This is a genomic window from Mesobacillus subterraneus, assembly GCF_003937825.1.
GTDB classification, from domain to species: Bacteria; Bacillota; Bacilli; order Bacillales; family Cytobacillaceae; genus Mesobacillus; species Mesobacillus subterraneus.
Genome location: NZ_RSFW01000009.1, coordinates 19,272 through 37,007, shown reverse-complemented (window position 1 = coordinate 37,007; position 17,736 = coordinate 19,272). Strand labels below are relative to the sequence as shown.

The following is a 17,736-nucleotide window of genomic DNA, read 5'->3' as shown; positions in this document are numbered from 1 at the left end:
GCCTGCATATACCTTATTCAAGATGTACCATAAAACCCATGTCTCGAATGAAAATAAAGAGGATGTTCATACTAAAATTATCATGTCTGAAGGGAGCATTTTACGGATGGATAATGAAATGAATAATGTCGGTTCAGAAAACCAGGAAGGACAGCAGGGGGACAAAGAGAATAAGCCTTCTGGTCTTCTGGAAAAAATCCAGCAGCTCGGTCAAACAAATGTGCCGCAGCTTTCTCAGGATTCAAAAATCCATTGTTTGACGATTGTAGGTCAAATCGAGGGACATATGCAGCTGCCTCCGCATAATAAAACAACAAAATATGAGCATTTGATCCCTCAAATTGTCGCGATTGAACAAAATCCTAACATTGAAGGCCTGCTTGTTATTTTAAACACTGTCGGCGGTGATGTGGAAGCGGGACTGGCGATATCAGAAATGCTTGCTTCGCTCTCGAAACCCACTGTGTCTTTAGTGCTTGGCGGTGGTCATTCTATTGGGGTCCCAATCGCGGTTTCCTGTGATTACTCATTTATTGCAGAAACGGCAACGATGACGATTCATCCAATTCGACTGACCGGACTTGTGATTGGAGTACCACAGACCTTTGAATATCTCGATAAAATGCAGGAAAGAGTCATCAATTTTGTTACGAAGCATTCCAATATTGCCGAAGAGACCTTTAAAGAGCTGATGTTCGCCAAAGGAAACCTCACAAGGGATATTGGAACGAATGTGGTTGGCCATGACGCTGTACAAACTGGTCTCATCCATGAGGTCGGCGGCATAGGACAGGCGATGAAGAAGCTGAATGAGCTGATTGATTTGACTAAACCAAAGGATGAAGTGATGGTGCAATGATTCTTTATACAATGATGCCTCAAGAACAGGTTTTCCCTCCAACCCAGGAGGAAGCTGTAAACCAGGTGATGTTATCCTATAATGGGATTCCAATCATGGCCGAGTGGACAGATTCTCATGAATACCGTGTTGTAAGGGTGATGAGCACGGATCCGAATCATTATATGGATCCAATTTGTATGCCCGGTGCGAAAATTTCGTTATCTTAGGAAAAAGGATTGTCCCAGTTGAACTGGTAATTATGATATAATATGGATACACTCAGCATTGGCAGCCGAATCAGGCTGCTTTTCTTCTTATGGAAGTTTGGAAAACAGACTGGTTGATTATGCTGTAAGTGAAGCTATAAATATCAGGTGATAAAATGGCCAAAAAGAAAAGACGGCAATCCAGAAAGAAAAATACATTGAAATCTACAGTTCAGTATGAACTTGCCGGGTTAGCGATGCTGGCACTAGCCATAATCGCGATGGCTGATTTAGGGGCTGTTGGAAAAGCAGTGGTACTGTTCTTCCGATTCTTCTTCGGGGAATGGTATATGCTAAGCTTAGTTGGGCTGGTGGTATTCAGCATCTATATTATGTGGAAACGCAGTCTTCCATTTGTTTTTCACACTAAATTGATTGGTACATACTTGATTATCAGTGCAATCCTATTATTAAGCCACGTAACTTTGTTTGAGCTTTTGTCCAACGGAGGGAAATTCGAGGACCCAAGCGTAATCAAAAATACGTTTGATCTGTATGTAATGGAGGTCAAAGGCGAAACAAGCACAACTGATCTTGGAGGCGGAATGATCGGTGCGGTGATGTTCGCATTGTTTTATTATTTGTTTGATGCAGCCGGTTCCCAGTTAATCGCCTTCCTGTTAATCGTCATCGGGGGAATCCTCGTCACCGGCAGGACATTCAGCGAGGCTGCTGGTAAAATCATTCTGCCTATTGGGAGATTCATCTCTGGTCAATGGAAGTCATTTATTGATGACATGAAGGAATGGAAAGAAAACCAGCAGCAGAAAAGGATTGCCCAGCGTGAAGCGAGGCAGGCAGAAAGGCAAAATAGCCAGACAAACCGAGCCAGCCAATCCGCCGGACAGGAAGCAACTGCTGAAAGGACGATTGAATTAGCCGAGGAGCCAGCTCCTGAACCGATTATTTCTAGTTTTGCCGAGCGTGCGTATGCGAATCCGAATGAAGCTCAACCACAGCAGGCGGAGAAGAAGGAAAGCCCTCAAAAGGAATCGGGTGATGAGGCAGAAGAGCTCCAGCAGCCGATAACGTTTACTGAGGTGGAAAATACGGCGTATGAACTACCGCCAGTCAGCCTTTTGAAGCTGCCAAATAAAACGGATCAAAGCGGCGAGTATGAACTGATTCATGCGAACGCGGCAAAGCTCGAGAGGACATTCCAGAGCTTTGGAGTCAAAGCTCGCGTTACTCAGGTCCATCTTGGACCAGCCGTAACAAAATATGAAGTCCATCCGGATGTCGGTGTAAAGGTCAGCCGCATTGTCAGCCTTAATGATGACCTGGCACTGGCACTTGCTGCAAAGGATATCAGGATTGAAGCGCCAATCCCGGGTAAGTCGGCGATAGGCATAGAAGTTCCGAACTCCGAGGTGGCTATGGTGTCATTGCGGGAAGTAATTGAGTCCAAGCAGCACAATAAGCCAGGGTCAAAGCTCCAAATCGGACTTGGGCGGGATATAACTGGTGAGGCAGTACTCGCGGAATTAAATAAAATGCCCCATCTGCTTGTTGCCGGAGCTACAGGCAGCGGTAAGAGTGTATGTATCAATGGTATCATCACCAGCATCCTGATGAGGGCGAAACCACATGAAGTGAAACTGATGATGATTGACCCGAAAATGGTAGAGCTTAATGTATACAACGGAGTTCCGCATTTGCTTGCTCCGGTTGTGACAGACGCCAAAAAGGCATCGCAGGCACTTAAGAAAGTGGTAAGCGAGATGGAGAGGCGCTACGAGCTTTTCTCTCATACAGGAACAAGGAATATAGAAGGCTACAATGAATATATAAAAAAGTACAACAACGAGGAAGAAGCGAATCAGCCGCTTCTGCCGTTCATCGTGGTCATCGTGGACGAGCTCGCGGATTTAATGATGGTCGCATCATCAGATGTAGAGGATTCAATCACACGACTTGCCCAGATGGCTCGTGCTGCAGGGATCCACTTGATTATCGCCACCCAGAGACCTTCAGTGGATGTCATCACCGGGGTCATCAAAGCGAACATCCCTTCAAGGATTGCCTTTGCAGTCTCCTCCATGACTGATTCCAGGACCATCCTGGATATGGGTGGTGCCGAGAAGCTGCTGGGGAGGGGTGATATGCTCTTCCTTCCGGTTGGCGCATCCAAGCCTGTCAGGGTACAAGGTGCATTCCTCTCGGATGAAGAGGTAGAAGATGTCGTCAACTATGTCATCGGGCAGCAAAAGGCTCAGTACCAGGAAGAAATGATTCCTGAAGACATTCCGGAGAACACCTCGGAGGTCGAGGATGAATTATACAGTGAAGCGGTGGATCTTGTGGTAGAAATGCAAACGGCATCTGTGTCGATGCTCCAAAGAAGGTTCCGGATCGGCTACTCCCGTGCAGCCAGACTGATTGATGAAATGGAATTGCGCGGTGTCGTCGGGCCTTATGAGGGAAGCAAGCCGCGAAACGTCCTGGTAGCAAAGTCAGAGGAAGCTTAAATAAATTGGAAAAAGCCGGATGGATTCATCTGGCTTTTTCCAATTTATATAGTTCAAACCTCATGGAGGAAACTAATAATGTCATACTATTAAAAACGCTTACAAAATGCTATTATACCAGAAATCTAGTTTTTTTGACCTAAAAAAATTGACGATTTTGGTTATTCTAGCTTTTTTCGACAAAATCATGAAACACTATTTATTTCTCTTTAAAAAAGTGTTATAGTATTTTCGATTAGTAGGAATGCTATACATCAGATGTCTGATGTCTTGAGCAAAGGTTGGAGGAACGCCTCATGTCGATCAAGTCAGATAACCGGCACCTGTATTTACAAGTAATCGATCACCTGAAGCAAGATATTCAAAAAGGTATATATAAAGAGAGAGAAAAATTGCCTTCAGAATTCGATCTTGCCAAACAGCTTGGAGTTAGCAGGGCGACTCTCCGCGAAGCATTGCGAATCCTTGAAGAGGAAAATGTCATTATTCGCAGGCATGATGTAGGAACCTTTGTCAACGCCAAACCATTGTTCGAGTCAGGTATCGAGCAGCTTAACAGCGTGACGGGAATGATTGAGCAGGCAGGGATGAAGCCTGGTACAATCTTCTTAAACTCAACGACTACTGGGCCAACCGAAGAAGATATTCGTCGTTTTTCATGCTCGCTTGATGATGAAATCACACTCGTCGAAAGGGTCAGAACTGCTAATGGGGAACCTGTTGTCTATTGTCTGGACAAGATTCCTGCAAGCATCCTGCCGGAAGATTTCTCTTTTGCAGATGAATCATTACTTCATCTCCTGGAGATCAAATCAAATCGGAAGGTCACTTACGCAGTGGCCCAAATCGAGCCGATTGGCTATCATGAGAAGATTTCTCCCATTCTCGAGTGTGCACCCGAAACAGCACTGCTAGTGTTGAAACAGATGCACTTCGATGAAAACGATGTACCAATTCTTTATTCGGTCAATTACTTTAAAGCCGACAAGTTCAGTTTTCATGTCCTTAGAAAAAGAATTTAATTTTTTTAAGGAAATGAAAACGCTAACTGATTGGTTTTTCAGAACATTCCTGCGAAATCACAAACATTCTCTGGGGGGTACAAACCTTGAAAAAGCGTAAATTTGGTTTGGTAATGTCATTGCTTTTAGCGGCAGGTACAATGTTGGCAGGTTGCGGAAGCGACGAAAAAGGCGGTTCGGATGAGAAGCAGTCAGACTTGAGAGTAGGTATGGTTACTGACGCAGGTACGATTGATGATAAATCTTTCAACCAGGGTACTTGGGAAGGAATCAAGACGGCTGAGAAAGAATTCGGCGTTAAGACAAAATACCTTAAGCCAGCAGGAACTACTGAAGCAGAATACTTAAAAGAAATCGGCAACTTATATGATGCAGAATATAAGTTCATCGTTACACCTGGCTTTAAATTCGAAACAGCTGTTTTCCAAGCCCAGGATAAATATGAAGATGCTAAATTCGTCATTCTTGATGGAAATCCGCACAATGGAGATTACAACCCTGTTGTTAAAGAAAACACTGTAGCGGTATTCTTTGCAGAGCATGAATCAGGATTCCTTGCTGGTGTAGCTGCAGCGGTTGAATTGAAAGAAGGCGAAGCTGGATTCATCGGCGGTATGGAAATCCCTGCTGTACAAAAGTTCAACTGGGGCTTCCAACAAGGTCTTAAATATGCAAATGAAAATCTTGACACGAATGTAACAATCAAAGCTGAAAACGTAGTTTACCAGGGTTCATTTGACAATGCTGCTGCAGGTGGACAAATCGCAGCTCAATTCTATGATCGTGGCGTAGATGTTATCTTCACTGCTGCTGGCGGTGTCGGTGTTGGTGCGATCAACGAAGCGAAGAACCGTGCGAAAGCTGGAGAAAACGTTTGGATCGTAGGTGTTGACGTTGACCAGTTCGAAGACGGTAAGTACGATGGCGACAAGTCAGTCATCCTTACTTCTGCTATGAAGAAGCTTGACCAGGTTGCTTACGATATGATTCAAGCTGAAATCGATGGCAAGTTCCCAGGCGGAGAAACATTGACTTTCGACGCTAAGAACGATGGTATCGGACTTCCTGAGAAAAACCCTAACCTGAGCGACGAAACAGCTGGTAAGGTTAAGGAAGTATACGAAAAGGTCAAATCTGAAGAAATCAAGGTTTCTGCTGAACAAGGCGATCTATTCAAGTAAAATAGTGCAAAAGAGACGGTCTCTTCCGTCTCTTTTGTCTATCGAACTCGAAAAGGAAAAATTTTGAACATTTTCGAAGTAAAAATGTACAGCTCCAGAGCCTGGCTCCCAAATTACCGGCCTACCAAAAGGATGTTGTTACATGACTTCCAAAGATGCCCGGTGAATGTTTGGGAAGCTGACAAGGGCGCTTACGCTATTCTTAATAGGTATAGAGTCTAATACAAAGGTGAGTGCTACTATGAGTTATGTAGTTGAGATGTTGAATATCCGGAAAGAGTTTCCGGGTATCGTAGCCAACGATAATGTTACCCTTACCCTTAAAAAAGGGGAAATACATGCACTGCTAGGTGAGAACGGTGCAGGTAAGTCAACTTTGATGGGTGTTCTGTTCGGTATGTACCAGCCTGAACGAGGCGTAATAAAAGTAAATGGACAAGAAGTTAAGATTACCAATCCTAATGTCGCAAACCGTTTGGGAATCGGGATGGTGCACCAGCATTTTAAGCTGGTTGAAAACTTCACTGTAACAGAAAACATCATTTTGGGCAGTGAGCCGCTTAAAGGCATGGTGCTTGATATTGATAAAGCTGCAAAAAGAATTGAAGAATTATCAAAGCATTACGGTTTGAATGTAGATCCTCATGCGAAAATCGAAGATATTTCAGTAGGTATGCAGCAAAGGGTAGAAATTTTGAAGATGCTTTATCGTGAAGCAGATGTACTTATTTTGGATGAGCCAACAGCTGTTCTTACACCAGCGGAAATTGATGAATTGATGAAAATCATGCGTAATCTTATTAATGAAGGCAAGTCTATTATTATTATCACTCATAAATTAAAAGAAATTAAGGCCGTTGCGGACCGTTGTACAGTCATTCGCCGCGGTAAAGGAATTGGGACTGTCAACGTGAAAGAAACCAGTGAGGCTAGTCTTGCCGAAATGATGGTCGGACGTCATGTCTCTTTTAAAGTGGATAAGAAAGAAAGTACTCCTGGTGAAGTGGTACTTAAAATAGATTCTTTATCAGTTAAAAATAATAGAAAAGTTATGGGACTGAAGGATTTTTCATTGGAAGTCCGAGCAGGAGAAATAGTCGGGATTGCTGGTGTTGAGGGCAATGGGCAGACTGAGCTTGTTGAAGCAATCACTGGCTTAAGGAAAGCGGAGTCTGGGACGATTCTGATCAGTGGCGAGGAAATTACAAACCTTCCAATCCGTCAAAGGAATGAAAAAGGGATCAGTCATATACCGGAAGACAGGCAAAAACGCGGGCTTGTTCTTGATTACTCACTTGTATCGAACATGGTGCTTCAAATCTATAACAAACAGCCTTTCTCTAAGCGCGGATTATTAAATTATTCTGCTATGAAAGCGTATGCTCAAAATATCATCACTAACTTCGATGTGCGTTCAGGTGAAGGTGCTGCATCGATTGCCAGGACTCTTTCTGGTGGTAACCAGCAAAAAGCAATCATCGGACGTGAACTTGAACTTGATCCGAAGCTCTTGATTGCGGTCCAGCCAACTCGAGGCTTGGATGTAGGTTCCATTGAATACATCCATAAAAGAATTATTGAGCATCGTGACAAAGGGAATGCAGTATTGCTCATTTCTTTGGAGCTTGATGAAGTCCTTCAGCTTTCAGATCGCATAGCCATCGTCAATAATGGTGAGCTAGTAGGCGAAGTGATCGCGTCGGAAACAAATGAAAATGAAGTTGGTCTTATGATGGCAGGCGTGGCTAAGGAGAGAAGCATATGAGAAACACCATCGTATCTTTAATATCCATTATTCTAGGTCTTGTGGCCGGAGGCATTTTGATGCTTTTCATCGGCAGCAATCCGATTGAAGGCTATTCCTATTTGCTTCAAGGAGCGCTGAAGAATCTGGAGCGTATCGGCAATACTCTGGCAACAGCAACTCCGCTGGTATTCACTGGCTTGTCTGTCGCTTTTGCTTTCCGTACAGGACTCTTTAACATTGGGGCATCAGGGCAGATGCTGGTAGGGGGCCTTGCTGCTACTGCAGTCGCCCTGACTTTTGATTTTTCCCGCCCGATCCTTCTATTGGTTATGGTCCTTGCTGGTTTGGTAGCTGGTGCATTATGGGCTTTCGTTCCGGGTTTACTGAAGGCAAAGTTCAATGTTCATGAAGTTGTTTCGACAATCATGATGAACTGGATTGCCTACTGGACGATTTACTATATTGTACCTGGTTATTTCAAGGGAGAATTTCTTGAGACAGAATCTAAGAAACTTGCAGAATCAGAAACTTTGAGAACCCCATTCTTAACAAATATGTTTGATGGATCTTATATTAACTTAGGTTTGTTCCTTGCAGTCATTGCAGTTATCATTATTGCCTTCATCATCGACAAGACTACACTTGGTTTCGAATTGAAGGCGGTTGGATTCAACCGATTTGCTGCAGAATATGCGGGTATGAAAGTTAACCGCAACATTATTTTATCTATGTTGATTTCAGGTGCTCTTGCTGGAGTCGGCGGTGTAGCATTGTACACAGGAAATGCTTCAAGCATTCAAATTGGTATTCTTCCTGCCCAGGGTTACGACGGAATCGCAGTTGCTCTTCTCGGTGCAAATCATCCTGTGGGTGTATTCTTCGCAGCAGTGCTGTTCGGGATTCTTTACTCTGGAACTGGATTCATGAATGCCATGACTGAGATTCCACCTGAATTGGCTAACACCATTATCGCGATCATCATTTATTTTGCTGCGACAAGTGTTATGATTGAGCGTTTGCTGAACAAATTCAAGGCAAGAAAATCAAACAAAGATAAAAGTGGTCCTGTAGTCGAGAAGGGAGATTCATAAGATGTGGTCAATAATAGAACAAATTTTTCCTTACGCGATTATCTTTACCATTCCTCTTCTTATTACGGCACTAGGCGGACTTTTTAGTGAAAGAAGCGGTATTGTAAATATTGCCCTCGAGGGATTAATGGTTATTGGTGCATTCTCTGGGGCTCTATCCATTCATTACCTGAGCGGCGTATTGGACAACCACACATTGGTCCTCTGGCTTGGACTGCTGGCTGCGATAATTGCCGGCATGCTTTTCTCCATCTTGCATGCGTTTGCGAGCATCAATCTGAATGCCAATCAAATTATCAGTGGAACGGCAATTAACTTGATTGCCACTGCACTGACGGTGTTCCTTGCACGTAATATGACTGGAAGTGGAAACATCCGGATCTCAAGCGGTTTCTCACCGTCTAACGTTCCATTCCTTTCGGATATTCCAGTGATTGGAGATTTATTTTTCACAAAGACATATCCAACAACTTGGTTTGTATTAGTTATTCTTTTCGTAAGTTCATTCATTTTATATAAAACAAAGTTTGGACTGCGTTTACGATCATGTGGTGAATTCCCTCAGGCTGCCGAAGCAGCAGGGATTAATGTCAGAAGAGTCCGTTACAGCGGAGTTCTTATTTCCGGAGCTTTCGCCGGATTGGGCGGTGCCTTGATCATTGTCACACAGTCAGGTGAATTTACAGGAACTGTTGCAGGTCTTGGTTTCCTTGCATTGGCTTCTTTGATTTTCGGTCAATGGAAACCACTAGGGGTGCTTGCAGCTACTTTCTTCTTTGGATTTGCAAGCACAATTGCGAACGTTTCACAGGTTATTCCTGAATTGGCTGTGATTCCGCCAATCTTGTTGAAGATTTTCCCTTATGTAGTGACGCTTATCGCACTCGTTATCTTCTCCAAGTCATCTCAAGCACCAAAAGCAGTTGGAGAAACATTCGACAGCGGAAAACGTTAAATAATACTGACTTAAGAGGTACCTGCCAGGTACCTCTTTTATTGTTAATGTGGTCTGATTATTTGTCAGTTGATTTCCGTTCCAGGCGCTTTGCTTGCCGCTGGAAGAATATGAAAAAAACCAACTGCCGTCTTTTTCATGAGCAATTCTTCCTTGGGGCTGGCGATGAGCCTCCTCATCGCTTAGCTCTTGCGGGGTCTCACCTGGCCAGCTGATCCCGCAGGACATAGAATTTGCTTCCTCGAAAATGCCCACGCACGATGGAAATGCGTTAGCATTTTCGGAGGAGTCTTCGTGCCTTCCCCTACAATCAACGGGTGTTATGCTAAACATCTAACTGCAGAAACCTTATGAATAAATATCAAAAGAAATTACACATTCTTTTTAGAATAAAACTTCCATATGTGTTAAAATAAAGGAAAAGATTGTTAAAAAAATATATCGTCAAGAGGGCATGCATATGAAGCTATCATTATATATGGACGATCGAGAAACGGAAAAAATCTTTTCATATTTACGCTGGATCTTCTTATTGGTAGGAATTCTGGTATTCTATTTTCCTCCATTGGCGGACAGGCTTAATTTCACCAAAGAAACCTTCCCTATTTTGCTGGCGATTGGGTTTATCTATATGGCTGTGACACAGGTGGCTTTAATCAAGATGTCGGCAGGAAATGAGTACTTCAATGTCCTTACCAAATCAGGGATTGTTTTTGATTATATTGCGTTGATGTGGCTGCTTGCCTTGACGGACGGAGTGATGTCGCCGCTGTTCCCGATTGCTTATTTGGTCGTCATGCATGCAACCATTTACTGGCGGACGAAAGGGGCTATTTTATCCTCCGTTTCTCTGACGATAGGATATACCACCATTTTTGGCCTACAAGCTCAATTTGACTTTCATACTACCTTTGTATTTATCATTAATCTGCTTTTCATCTGGATCATTGGCGTGTTCGGTTCCTTGATCGTCATCAGGGAAAGGAAGCACTTGAGACAGAAGGAAATTTTCCATGAACTGATGTTTACGGATTATTTAACGGGTTTGTATAATCATCGTCATTTCCAGGAGCAGCTAAGGCTGATGACGAGTTCGAAGCAAAGCTTTCTTTTGGTGATGGGAGATATCGATCATTTCAAACAGATTAACGACCAATTCGGCCATTTGGCTGGAGATGAAATCCTGCGAAGAATCGGAGGTATCTTCCAGGAACTGGCGGATGAATATGATGCCCAAGCCTTTCGGTATGGAGGGGAAGAATTTGCGTTCCTTTTGCCGACCATGGATGAAATAAGGCAGATCGCCTTTTTTGACGACCTTTATGCAAGGCTGGATGCTGAAAGATACACGGATGAAGACATCAGGATCACAATGAGCTTCGGGATTGCCGCTTCCAGAGGGAAAGCTTTGCCAGATAAGCTTCTCGGATTCACAGACCAGCTCTTATACAGTGCAAAGGCTGGAGGGAAAAATCAGGCTAAGTTTGAAACCGGTTATACATATCATTACTCAGCAGCGCATGAGGAAATTGCTGCTTCCATTCATTAGAAGCTTCCCATTCACCTCGGGAAGCTTTTGCTGTAATGGGGACCTGTCATTCGTTTGCTTGAATTAGGCGGAACATGAAAGGTATAGTTAGAGTATATTTATAGGAATATTAAATATAGGCACTCCAACGTATACATAATAAGGCAGAATGTTTTATTTTATCGATTCATGTGAAGAAGAAACATGTAAGGCCAGTCTTGTTGCGATAAATAAAGGAGGATTTCAATGGCAGTCATTTCGGAATCAATCAAGGATATGAAAGGCTATAAGCTACATGTTGTGAAGACAGAAAAGTTCAAGACAAATACAATCGTATGGAAAATGAAGGCCCCGCTGACCAGAGAAAATGTAACAAAGAGGGCTCTGCTTCCATATGTATTGCAAAGCAGCTCCAAAGCCTATCCTTCTACTTCGAAGCTTCGTTCGTACCTTGATGAGCTTTACGGCGCTAATTTATTTGTGGATGTTTCGAAAAAGGGTGAATATCAGGTGCTGAGTTTTTCATTGGAAATTGCCAATGAGAAATTCCTAAGTGATCCGGAGCCGCTTTTAAAGAAAGGCATGCAATTAATGGCGGAAATACTGGTGAATCCTTTTAGTGATAACGCCTCATTTGACAAGGACACTGTCGAAAAAGAAAAGAGAACCTTGAAGCAAAGGATTCAGGCTGTTTACGATGATAAGATGCGTTATTCCAATTTCCGGCTCGTTCAGGAAATGTGCAAGGATGAACCTTATGCCCTGCATGTAAATGGAGAAATCGATGATATCCCGGAAATTGATGAAAAGAATCTATATGAGTATTATCAACAGGCGTTTGGTGAAGATGAAATGGATTTATTCATCATTGGCGATGTGAACGAAGAGGAAGTCCGTTCAGTGGCTGATGAATTACTCCAATTCAGTCCTCGCACTCCGAAACTGGTTGAACCATTAGCCAATGGAAAAGTTGAAGAGAAGACAGTGAAGGATCAAGAGGATGTCAAACAAGGTAAGCTGAATATCGGGTACAGGACCAATGTTCTCTATGGAGACCAAGATTACTACGCACTGCAGGTGTTCAATGGTATTTTCGGGGGCTTTTCACATTCAAAGCTCTTTATCAATGTAAGGGAAAAAAATAGCCTCGCCTACTATGTTGCCAGCCGCCTGGAAAGTCACAAGGGATTGATGATGGTGATGTCCGGGATAGAGTTCAATAATTTTGAACTGGCCGTTAAAATTATCAAGGAACAGATGGCGGCTATGACAGCAGGAGATTTCACGGATCAGGAGATCGATCAGACTAAGGCAGTCATTGAAAACCAGCTGCTAGAGACTTTGGACACAGCGAGAGGGATGGTTGAGGTGCTTTACCACAATGTAGTGTCCGACAAGACTGTCAGCCTTGATGAGTGGCTTCAGGGTATGAGAAATACAACGAAAGAAGAAATCGTCCAGGTAGCGAAAAAAGTCGAGCTGGATACGGTTTACTTCTTAACAGGATTGGGGGCGGACAAATAATGGAGAAAATCATATTCGAACAGCTTCAGGAAGAATTGTTCTATGAAAAGCTGGACAATGGCCTTGATGTTTACATCCTGCCTAAAAAAGGCTTCAATAAAACTTACGCCACCTTCACGACCAAATATGGTTCAATCGATAATCATTTCCTTCCGCCGGGAAAAAGTGAAGATGTGAAGGTGCCGGATGGCATAGCCCATTTCCTTGAGCATAAATTATTCGAAAAAGAGGATGGCGACGTATTCCAGCAGTTCAGCAAGCAGGGTGCTTCCGCCAATGCTTTTACTTCATTTACCAGGACGGCCTATTTGTTCTCGAGCACTTCACAGGTTGAAAGGAACCTTGAGACATTGATTGACTTTGTCCAGGAGCCTTATTTTACCGAAAAGACCGTTGAAAAGGAGAAGGGAATCATCGGCCAGGAGATAACCATGTACGATGATAATCCTGATTGGAGACTGTATTTCGGCCTGATTCAGAATATGTATAAAAACCATCCGGTGAGCATTGACATTGCAGGGACGATTGAATCGATTTCACATATTACGAAGGATATGCTATATGAATGCTATGAAACCTTCTATCACCCGAGCAATATGCTCCTGTTCGTCACAGGCCCGGTAAGTCCCGAGGAAATCATGGGACAAATCAAAGAAAATCAGAGCAAGAAGGAATACAAGAACAAGCCTGAGATTCAGCGGAAGTTCGATGAGGAGCAGGCCGGGGTCGCCGAAAAGAAACAGGTCCTTAAAATGAATGTCCAGACATCTAAATGCCTGGTTGGCATAAAGGCGGCCAATCCGACTCAGTCGGGCAAGGAGATGCTTAAGAGCGAGCTTTCCATCAACGTCCTCCTTGATCTTCTGTTTGGAAAAAGCTCTGAAAACTACACAGAGCTGTATGGAGCGGGTTTGATTGATGACACGTTTTCCTATGACTATTCACAGGAATTTGGCTTTGGTTTTGCTATGGTGGGCGGTGATACAAATGAACCGGATGTCCTTGCAGGCAGGCTTGAAGCCATGCTGATGGAGGCGAAGGCTGGTGCTGGCTTGACAGCGGAAAATCTGGAACGGACCAAAAAGAAAAAAATTGGTGCATTCCTTAGAGCGGTAAATTCCCCAGAGTATATCGCCAACCAGTTTACGCGTTATGCTTTCAATGACATGGATCTGTTTGATGTTGTACCAGTACTTGAAAGCCTTACACTGGACGATATCAAAAATGCGGCAAATACCTTGATCGATGAGGATCGATTCACGGTTTGCCAGGTGGTCCCTAAGGATAAGTAAAGAAATGCTGTGCGCCGGTTCTTCCGGCGCCTTTTAAATGGGAGAGGAAAGGGAAGTATGAAAAAGTTTGCGTTGATAACCGGGGCAAGCGGATCCATTGGCAAGGCGGTCTCGTTAAAACTGGCTGCATCGGGCTATTCGCTATACCTCCATTACAATAAAAATAAACAGGGAATACATGAGCTTCTCGATGAGCTTGGACAGTATGAAGGAGAATATGTGCCAGTACAGGCGGATTTGGCTTCCCCGAGAGGCTATCTTGATCTGGCTGGCAGTATTTTTTCGCTTGATGCCATCGTACATAATGCGGGTAATAGTGTGTATGGACTGCTGGAGGACCTGGATGAAATGGATGCGGAGGCCTTGATTCAAGTACATATAACCTCGCCGCTTTTACTGACTAAGAAACTGATTCCGAAATTAAGGCATAAACAAAGCGGAGGGATCGTTATTGTCTCATCCATCTGGGGCCAGACAGGAGCTGCTTGCGAAGTAGCCTATTCCATGGCCAAAGGTGCCCAGATCTCCTTCGCGAAAGCATTAAGCAAGGAGCTGGCACCATCAGGGATCAGGGTGAATGCTGTAGCTCCTGGAGCCATTCATACACCGATGATGGCTGGTTTTTCTCCGGAGGAAGTTGAAGCTATTGCAGAGGATATCCCGGCGGGCAGGCTGGGAAGTCCTGATGAGGTAGCAGAGAGTGTAAAGTTCCTCTTATCGGAAAAGGCTTCATATATTACCGGGCAAGTACTTGCGATCAACGGTGGCTGGCATACTTAATGTAAATGTGACAATTTTGCAAAACAAAACAGAATATGAATAATTATCATGGTACGTAAGCAAAATAACCTTGTACTATTTTAGACAAGGAGGTTGTCAATATGTCCGTACTGGATAATTGGAATCAATGGAAGGATTTCCTGGGAGATCGCCTTCACCAGGCTCAGGATCAGGGAATGAACAAAGAAGTCATGGGTGACCTTGCTTACCAAATTGGGGACTATCTTGCTAAGAATGTCGATCCTAAAAATGAACAGGAAAGAGTCCTTGCAGACCTTTGGTCAGTTGCCAGCCCTGATGAGCAGCATGCCATTGCAACGATGATGGTAAAGCTGGTCCAAAACAACGGAACAAGATAAGCAAGGGATTTTTGAGAGGGATGATTTCCTCTCTTTTTTTTATTTCCGGTTGGAGATTGGGCATTTTTGAGTTGAAGTTATCCACTTTTGAAACTTGGCTTGTTTTTCCTTTCATCTTCTTGAAAAATCATATATTATAGTAGCTAGATATTTGATGTCAAATTGTGTCGCAGAAGTTGGGCTAATAGCAGAGGAGGAGAATGATGGAGAGAAAAGAATGGTACTTGGAATATGAAATCGTAATCAACCGTCCAGGACTGCTTGGTGATATTTCCTCTTTGCTTGGGATGCTGTCAATCAATATTGTCACGATCAATGGAGTCGACGAAGGAAGACGCGGCCTCTTGATCCTTGCAAATGATGATGACCAGATTGAACGATTAGAGTCAATTTTAAATACAATGGATACAATAAGGGTAATTAAGATCCGGGAACCAAAACTTCGTGACCGGATGGCGGTTAGACATGGCCGATACATACAGCGTGATGCTGATGACAAAAAAACCTTCAGGTTCGTAAGGGATGAGCTTGGACTACTTGTCGATTTTATGGCAGAATTGTTTAAGATGGAAGGGCACAAACTGATTGGGATCAGGGGAATGCCCCGGGTAGGGAAGACGGAATCTGTTGTCGCTTCGAGTGTTTGTGCCAATAAACGCTGGCTGTTTGTGTCATCCACCTTACTGAAGCAAACGATCCGTAATCAGCTGATCGAGGACGAATACAATGCCGATAACCTGTTCATCATTGACGGGATTGTCTCGACCAGGAGGGCAAATGAAAAGCACTGGCAGCTTGTCAGGGAAATCATGCGACTTCCGGCAGTCAAGGTAGTGGAACACCCGGATATTTTTGTGCAGAATACGGAATATACAATGGAAGATTTTGATTACATTATAGAACTTCGGAACAATCCAGATGAAGAAATCGTATATGATATGGTTCAGAAGAATCACATGTTTACTGATTCGGATTTCGGAGGATTTGATTTTTAACAGTATTGGAAGGTGTTATCGTGACTGAGTTAGGAACAGTTTTAAAAGAAGCACGTGAAGCCAGGGGCCTCAGCTTGGACGAACTACAGTCCATCACGAAAATCCAAAAGCGTTACCTTCTTGGCATTGAGGAAGGCAATTACTCGATGATGCCCGGAAAGTTCTATGTGCGCGCTTTTATCAAGCAATATGCTGAAGCTGTCGGACTGGATCCGGATCAGCTGTTTGAGCAATATAAAAATGATGTTCCATCTACATACAATGAAGAGCTGCCGGAGCAATTATCCCGCGTTCAGTCCAGGAAAACCATTTCCCCTGACACGTCAAAGGTCTTTGACATTCTGCCCAAGATCTTGATTGCAGCCTTTATCATCGGTGCCATTGTTTTTGTCTGGTATCTGGTAGTAAAGTATGCAGGAGGAAATACAGAACAGCCTACTACTACTGATAAGAGCCAACCGGGTTATGAAGAGTCTCAGGACTTTGGCGATGAGAGCCCTGATGAGGGTGAAGAAGAAGCCGCAGAAGAAGAGCCTGCAGAGGAAGAAGCAGAACCTGAGACACCAGCCCAGGAGCTTGCAGTGGTTTCGAACAGCGGCAGCAACACGGTGTATGAATTGAAAAACACCGATCAGTTTGTGATTAAGATCGTTTCTCTGGGACAGACTTGGGTCGGTCTTTCAAATGGCGCAGGGAAGTCTGTTTTCCAGGGCACCCTTGTAAAAGGGGAGAATGAAAGCCACGAAGAGGACTTGTCAGCCGAAACACAGGCTGTAATCAATGTTGGACGAGCGCCGGAAACAGAAATTTTCGTGAATGATCAAAAGCTGGAATATGCAGTTCCCCCTGAACAGGACATGACACAGCTGATTACGATCAAGTTTGTTAAGTAAGCTGTTAACCGTGCTGCCCGGTGAATCATAAGTTAAGATGATTGAAGCCCGTATGGACTGTTGTTTATACGGGCTAAAATTATCATAGGCATATTTTTGATGTTCCATTTACATATCACGTATAATAGGGGAAGTCAGAACTTCTGGCTTTGTAAACTTCACCTTGGAGGAAAAGAATATGAATTTGCCAAATAAAATTACGGTTTCAAGGATTTTATTGATTCCGTTATTCCTGATTGTGATGGTCGTGCCTTTTTCATGGGGAGAGATATCCATGCTGGGAACGACGATGCCTGTAACCCATCTTGTAGGCGCATTGATTTATATCTTTGCTTCAGTCACTGACTGGGTAGACGGATATCTGGCGAGAAAACACAACCTGGTGACAAACCTCGGGAAGTTCCTTGACCCGCTCGCAGATAAATTGCTTGTCTCTTCAGCTTTGATTGTATTGGTTGAGTTAGGATACGCACCTGCGTGGATCGTTATCGTCATCATTAGCCGTGAATTTGCGGTAACTGGTCTCCGTCTCCTGCTTGCTGGCGGCGGCGAGGTCGTTGCGGCAAAGATGCCGGGCAAGATCAAGATGTGGGCCCAGACGGTAGCCATCTCTGCACTGCTGCTTCACAATATCATTTTTGAAGCATTCTCGATTCCGTTCGCTGATATCGCTTTGTGGGTTGCCATGTTCTTCACGATCTGGTCTGGATGGGATTATTTTGCGAAAAATAAGCATGTATTCAGCGACTCAAAATAATGGTCCTCGCTAGGGATATATAGACATTTCTGTTAGT

General features: G+C 43.7%; 16 protein-coding genes. All 16 read left to right on the top strand.

The window, feature by feature from the left end:
• Positions 1 to 118 precede the first annotated feature (118 nt).
• The 16 genes from EJA10_RS05755 to pgsA all read left to right on the top strand — a co-directional run bounded on the left by EJA10_RS05755 (position 119) and on the right by pgsA (position 17,699).
• Positions 119 to 859 carry a ClpP family protease gene (locus EJA10_RS05755; RefSeq protein WP_425462076.1) on the top strand — a complete coding sequence of 247 codons (741 nt, stop codon included), beginning with the start codon at positions 119 to 121 and terminating at the stop codon, positions 857 to 859.
• Positions 856 to 1,068, top strand: coding sequence for a YlzJ-like family protein (locus EJA10_RS05750; RefSeq protein WP_125479062.1), 213 nt, complete (start codon positions 856 to 858; stop codon positions 1,066 to 1,068). Before EJA10_RS05755 ends, EJA10_RS05750 begins: the two co-directional genes overlap by 4 nt.
• 155 nt (positions 1,069 to 1,223) lie before the next feature.
• Positions 1,224 to 3,575, top strand: coding sequence for a DNA translocase FtsK (locus tag EJA10_RS05745; RefSeq protein ID WP_125479061.1), 2,352 nt, complete (start codon positions 1,224 to 1,226; stop codon positions 3,573 to 3,575).
• Between the two features lie 296 nt (positions 3,576 to 3,871).
• Complete coding sequence (locus EJA10_RS05740; RefSeq protein ID WP_125479060.1) at positions 3,872 to 4,597, top strand: GntR family transcriptional regulator; 726 nt, start codon at positions 3,872 to 3,874, stop codon at positions 4,595 to 4,597.
• Between the two features lie 86 nt (positions 4,598 to 4,683).
• Positions 4,684 to 5,778 (top strand): BMP family lipoprotein, encoded by a 1,095-nt coding sequence (locus EJA10_RS05735; protein ID WP_246017698.1) that lies wholly within the window; start codon positions 4,684 to 4,686, stop codon positions 5,776 to 5,778.
• A 241-nt stretch (positions 5,779 to 6,019) separates the two neighbouring features.
• Positions 6,020 to 7,543 (top strand): ABC transporter ATP-binding protein, encoded by a 1,524-nt coding sequence (locus tag EJA10_RS05730; RefSeq protein WP_125479059.1) that lies wholly within the window; start codon positions 6,020 to 6,022, stop codon positions 7,541 to 7,543.
• Complete coding sequence (locus tag EJA10_RS05725) at positions 7,540 to 8,616, top strand: ABC transporter permease (protein ID WP_125479058.1); 1,077 nt, start codon at positions 7,540 to 7,542, stop codon at positions 8,614 to 8,616. Before EJA10_RS05730 ends, EJA10_RS05725 begins: the two co-directional genes overlap by 4 nt.
• Position 8,617: 1 nt before the next feature.
• Entirely contained in the window at positions 8,618 to 9,571 is a 954-nt protein-coding gene (locus EJA10_RS05720; protein ID WP_125479057.1) for an ABC transporter permease, read from the top strand.
• Positions 9,572 to 10,031: 460 nt separating this feature from the next.
• Entirely contained in the window at positions 10,032 to 11,120 is a 1,089-nt protein-coding gene (locus EJA10_RS05715; protein WP_170169082.1) for a GGDEF domain-containing protein, read from the top strand.
• Positions 11,121 to 11,345: 225 nt separating this feature from the next.
• Complete coding sequence (gene yfmF / locus EJA10_RS05710) at positions 11,346 to 12,623, top strand: EF-P 5-aminopentanol modification-associated protein YfmF (protein WP_125479055.1); 1,278 nt, start codon at positions 11,346 to 11,348, stop codon at positions 12,621 to 12,623.
• Positions 12,623 to 13,915, top strand: coding sequence for an EF-P 5-aminopentanol modification-associated protein YfmH (gene yfmH / locus EJA10_RS05705; RefSeq protein WP_125479054.1), 1,293 nt, complete (start codon positions 12,623 to 12,625; stop codon positions 13,913 to 13,915). Before yfmF ends, yfmH begins: the two co-directional genes overlap by 1 nt.
• Positions 13,916 to 13,972: 57 nt before the next feature.
• The gene (ymfI, locus tag EJA10_RS05700) at positions 13,973 to 14,695 is read left to right on the top strand and encodes an elongation factor P 5-aminopentanone reductase (RefSeq protein WP_125479053.1); all 723 of its coding nucleotides are present in this window, start codon (positions 13,973 to 13,975) and stop codon (positions 14,693 to 14,695) included.
• A 101-nt stretch (positions 14,696 to 14,796) separates the two neighbouring features.
• A complete protein-coding gene (locus tag EJA10_RS05695; protein ID WP_125479052.1) occupies positions 14,797 to 15,054 on the top strand; it encodes a DUF3243 domain-containing protein in 258 nt (85 codons plus the stop codon).
• Between the two features lie 203 nt (positions 15,055 to 15,257).
• Positions 15,258 to 16,049, top strand: a complete 792-nt coding sequence (locus EJA10_RS05690) for a DUF3388 domain-containing protein (RefSeq protein WP_125479366.1) — start codon at positions 15,258 to 15,260, stop codon at positions 16,047 to 16,049.
• A gap of 20 nt (positions 16,050 to 16,069) precedes the next feature.
• Positions 16,070 to 16,942, top strand: a complete 873-nt coding sequence (locus EJA10_RS05685; protein ID WP_125479051.1) for a helix-turn-helix domain-containing protein — start codon at positions 16,070 to 16,072, stop codon at positions 16,940 to 16,942.
• 178 nt (positions 16,943 to 17,120) lie between these two features.
• Positions 17,121 to 17,699 carry a CDP-diacylglycerol--glycerol-3-phosphate 3-phosphatidyltransferase gene (gene pgsA / locus EJA10_RS05680; protein WP_125479050.1) on the top strand — a complete coding sequence of 193 codons (579 nt, stop codon included), beginning with the start codon at positions 17,121 to 17,123 and terminating at the stop codon, positions 17,697 to 17,699.
• Positions 17,700 to 17,736: the final 37 nt, after the last annotated feature.

Excerpts from the sequence above, each read along its gene's own strand:
- EJA10_RS05755 (WP_425462076.1), top strand. The coding sequence starts at position 119 with ATGAATAATGTCGGTTCAGAAAACCAGGAAGGACAGCAGGGGGACAAA.
- EJA10_RS05750 (WP_125479062.1), top strand. The coding sequence starts at position 856 with ATGATTCTTTATACAATGATGCCTCAAGAACAGGTTTTCCCTCCAACC.
- EJA10_RS05745 (WP_125479061.1), top strand. The coding sequence starts at position 1,224 with ATGGCCAAAAAGAAAAGACGGCAATCCAGAAAGAAAAATACATTGAAA.
- EJA10_RS05740 (WP_125479060.1), top strand. The coding sequence starts at position 3,872 with ATGTCGATCAAGTCAGATAACCGGCACCTGTATTTACAAGTAATCGAT.
- EJA10_RS05730 (WP_125479059.1), top strand. The coding sequence starts at position 6,020 with ATGAGTTATGTAGTTGAGATGTTGAATATCCGGAAAGAGTTTCCGGGT.
- EJA10_RS05725 (WP_125479058.1), top strand. The coding sequence starts at position 7,540 with ATGAGAAACACCATCGTATCTTTAATATCCATTATTCTAGGTCTTGTG.
- EJA10_RS05720 (WP_125479057.1), top strand. The coding sequence starts at position 8,618 with ATGTGGTCAATAATAGAACAAATTTTTCCTTACGCGATTATCTTTACC.
- EJA10_RS05715 (WP_170169082.1), top strand. The coding sequence starts at position 10,032 with ATGAAGCTATCATTATATATGGACGATCGAGAAACGGAAAAAATCTTT.
- yfmF (WP_125479055.1), top strand. The coding sequence starts at position 11,346 with ATGGCAGTCATTTCGGAATCAATCAAGGATATGAAAGGCTATAAGCTA.
- yfmH (WP_125479054.1), top strand. The coding sequence starts at position 12,623 with ATGGAGAAAATCATATTCGAACAGCTTCAGGAAGAATTGTTCTATGAA.
- ymfI (WP_125479053.1), top strand. The coding sequence starts at position 13,973 with ATGAAAAAGTTTGCGTTGATAACCGGGGCAAGCGGATCCATTGGCAAG.
- EJA10_RS05695 (WP_125479052.1), top strand. The coding sequence starts at position 14,797 with ATGTCCGTACTGGATAATTGGAATCAATGGAAGGATTTCCTGGGAGAT.
- EJA10_RS05690 (WP_125479366.1), top strand. The coding sequence starts at position 15,258 with ATGGAGAGAAAAGAATGGTACTTGGAATATGAAATCGTAATCAACCGT.
- pgsA (WP_125479050.1), top strand. The coding sequence starts at position 17,121 with ATGAATTTGCCAAATAAAATTACGGTTTCAAGGATTTTATTGATTCCG.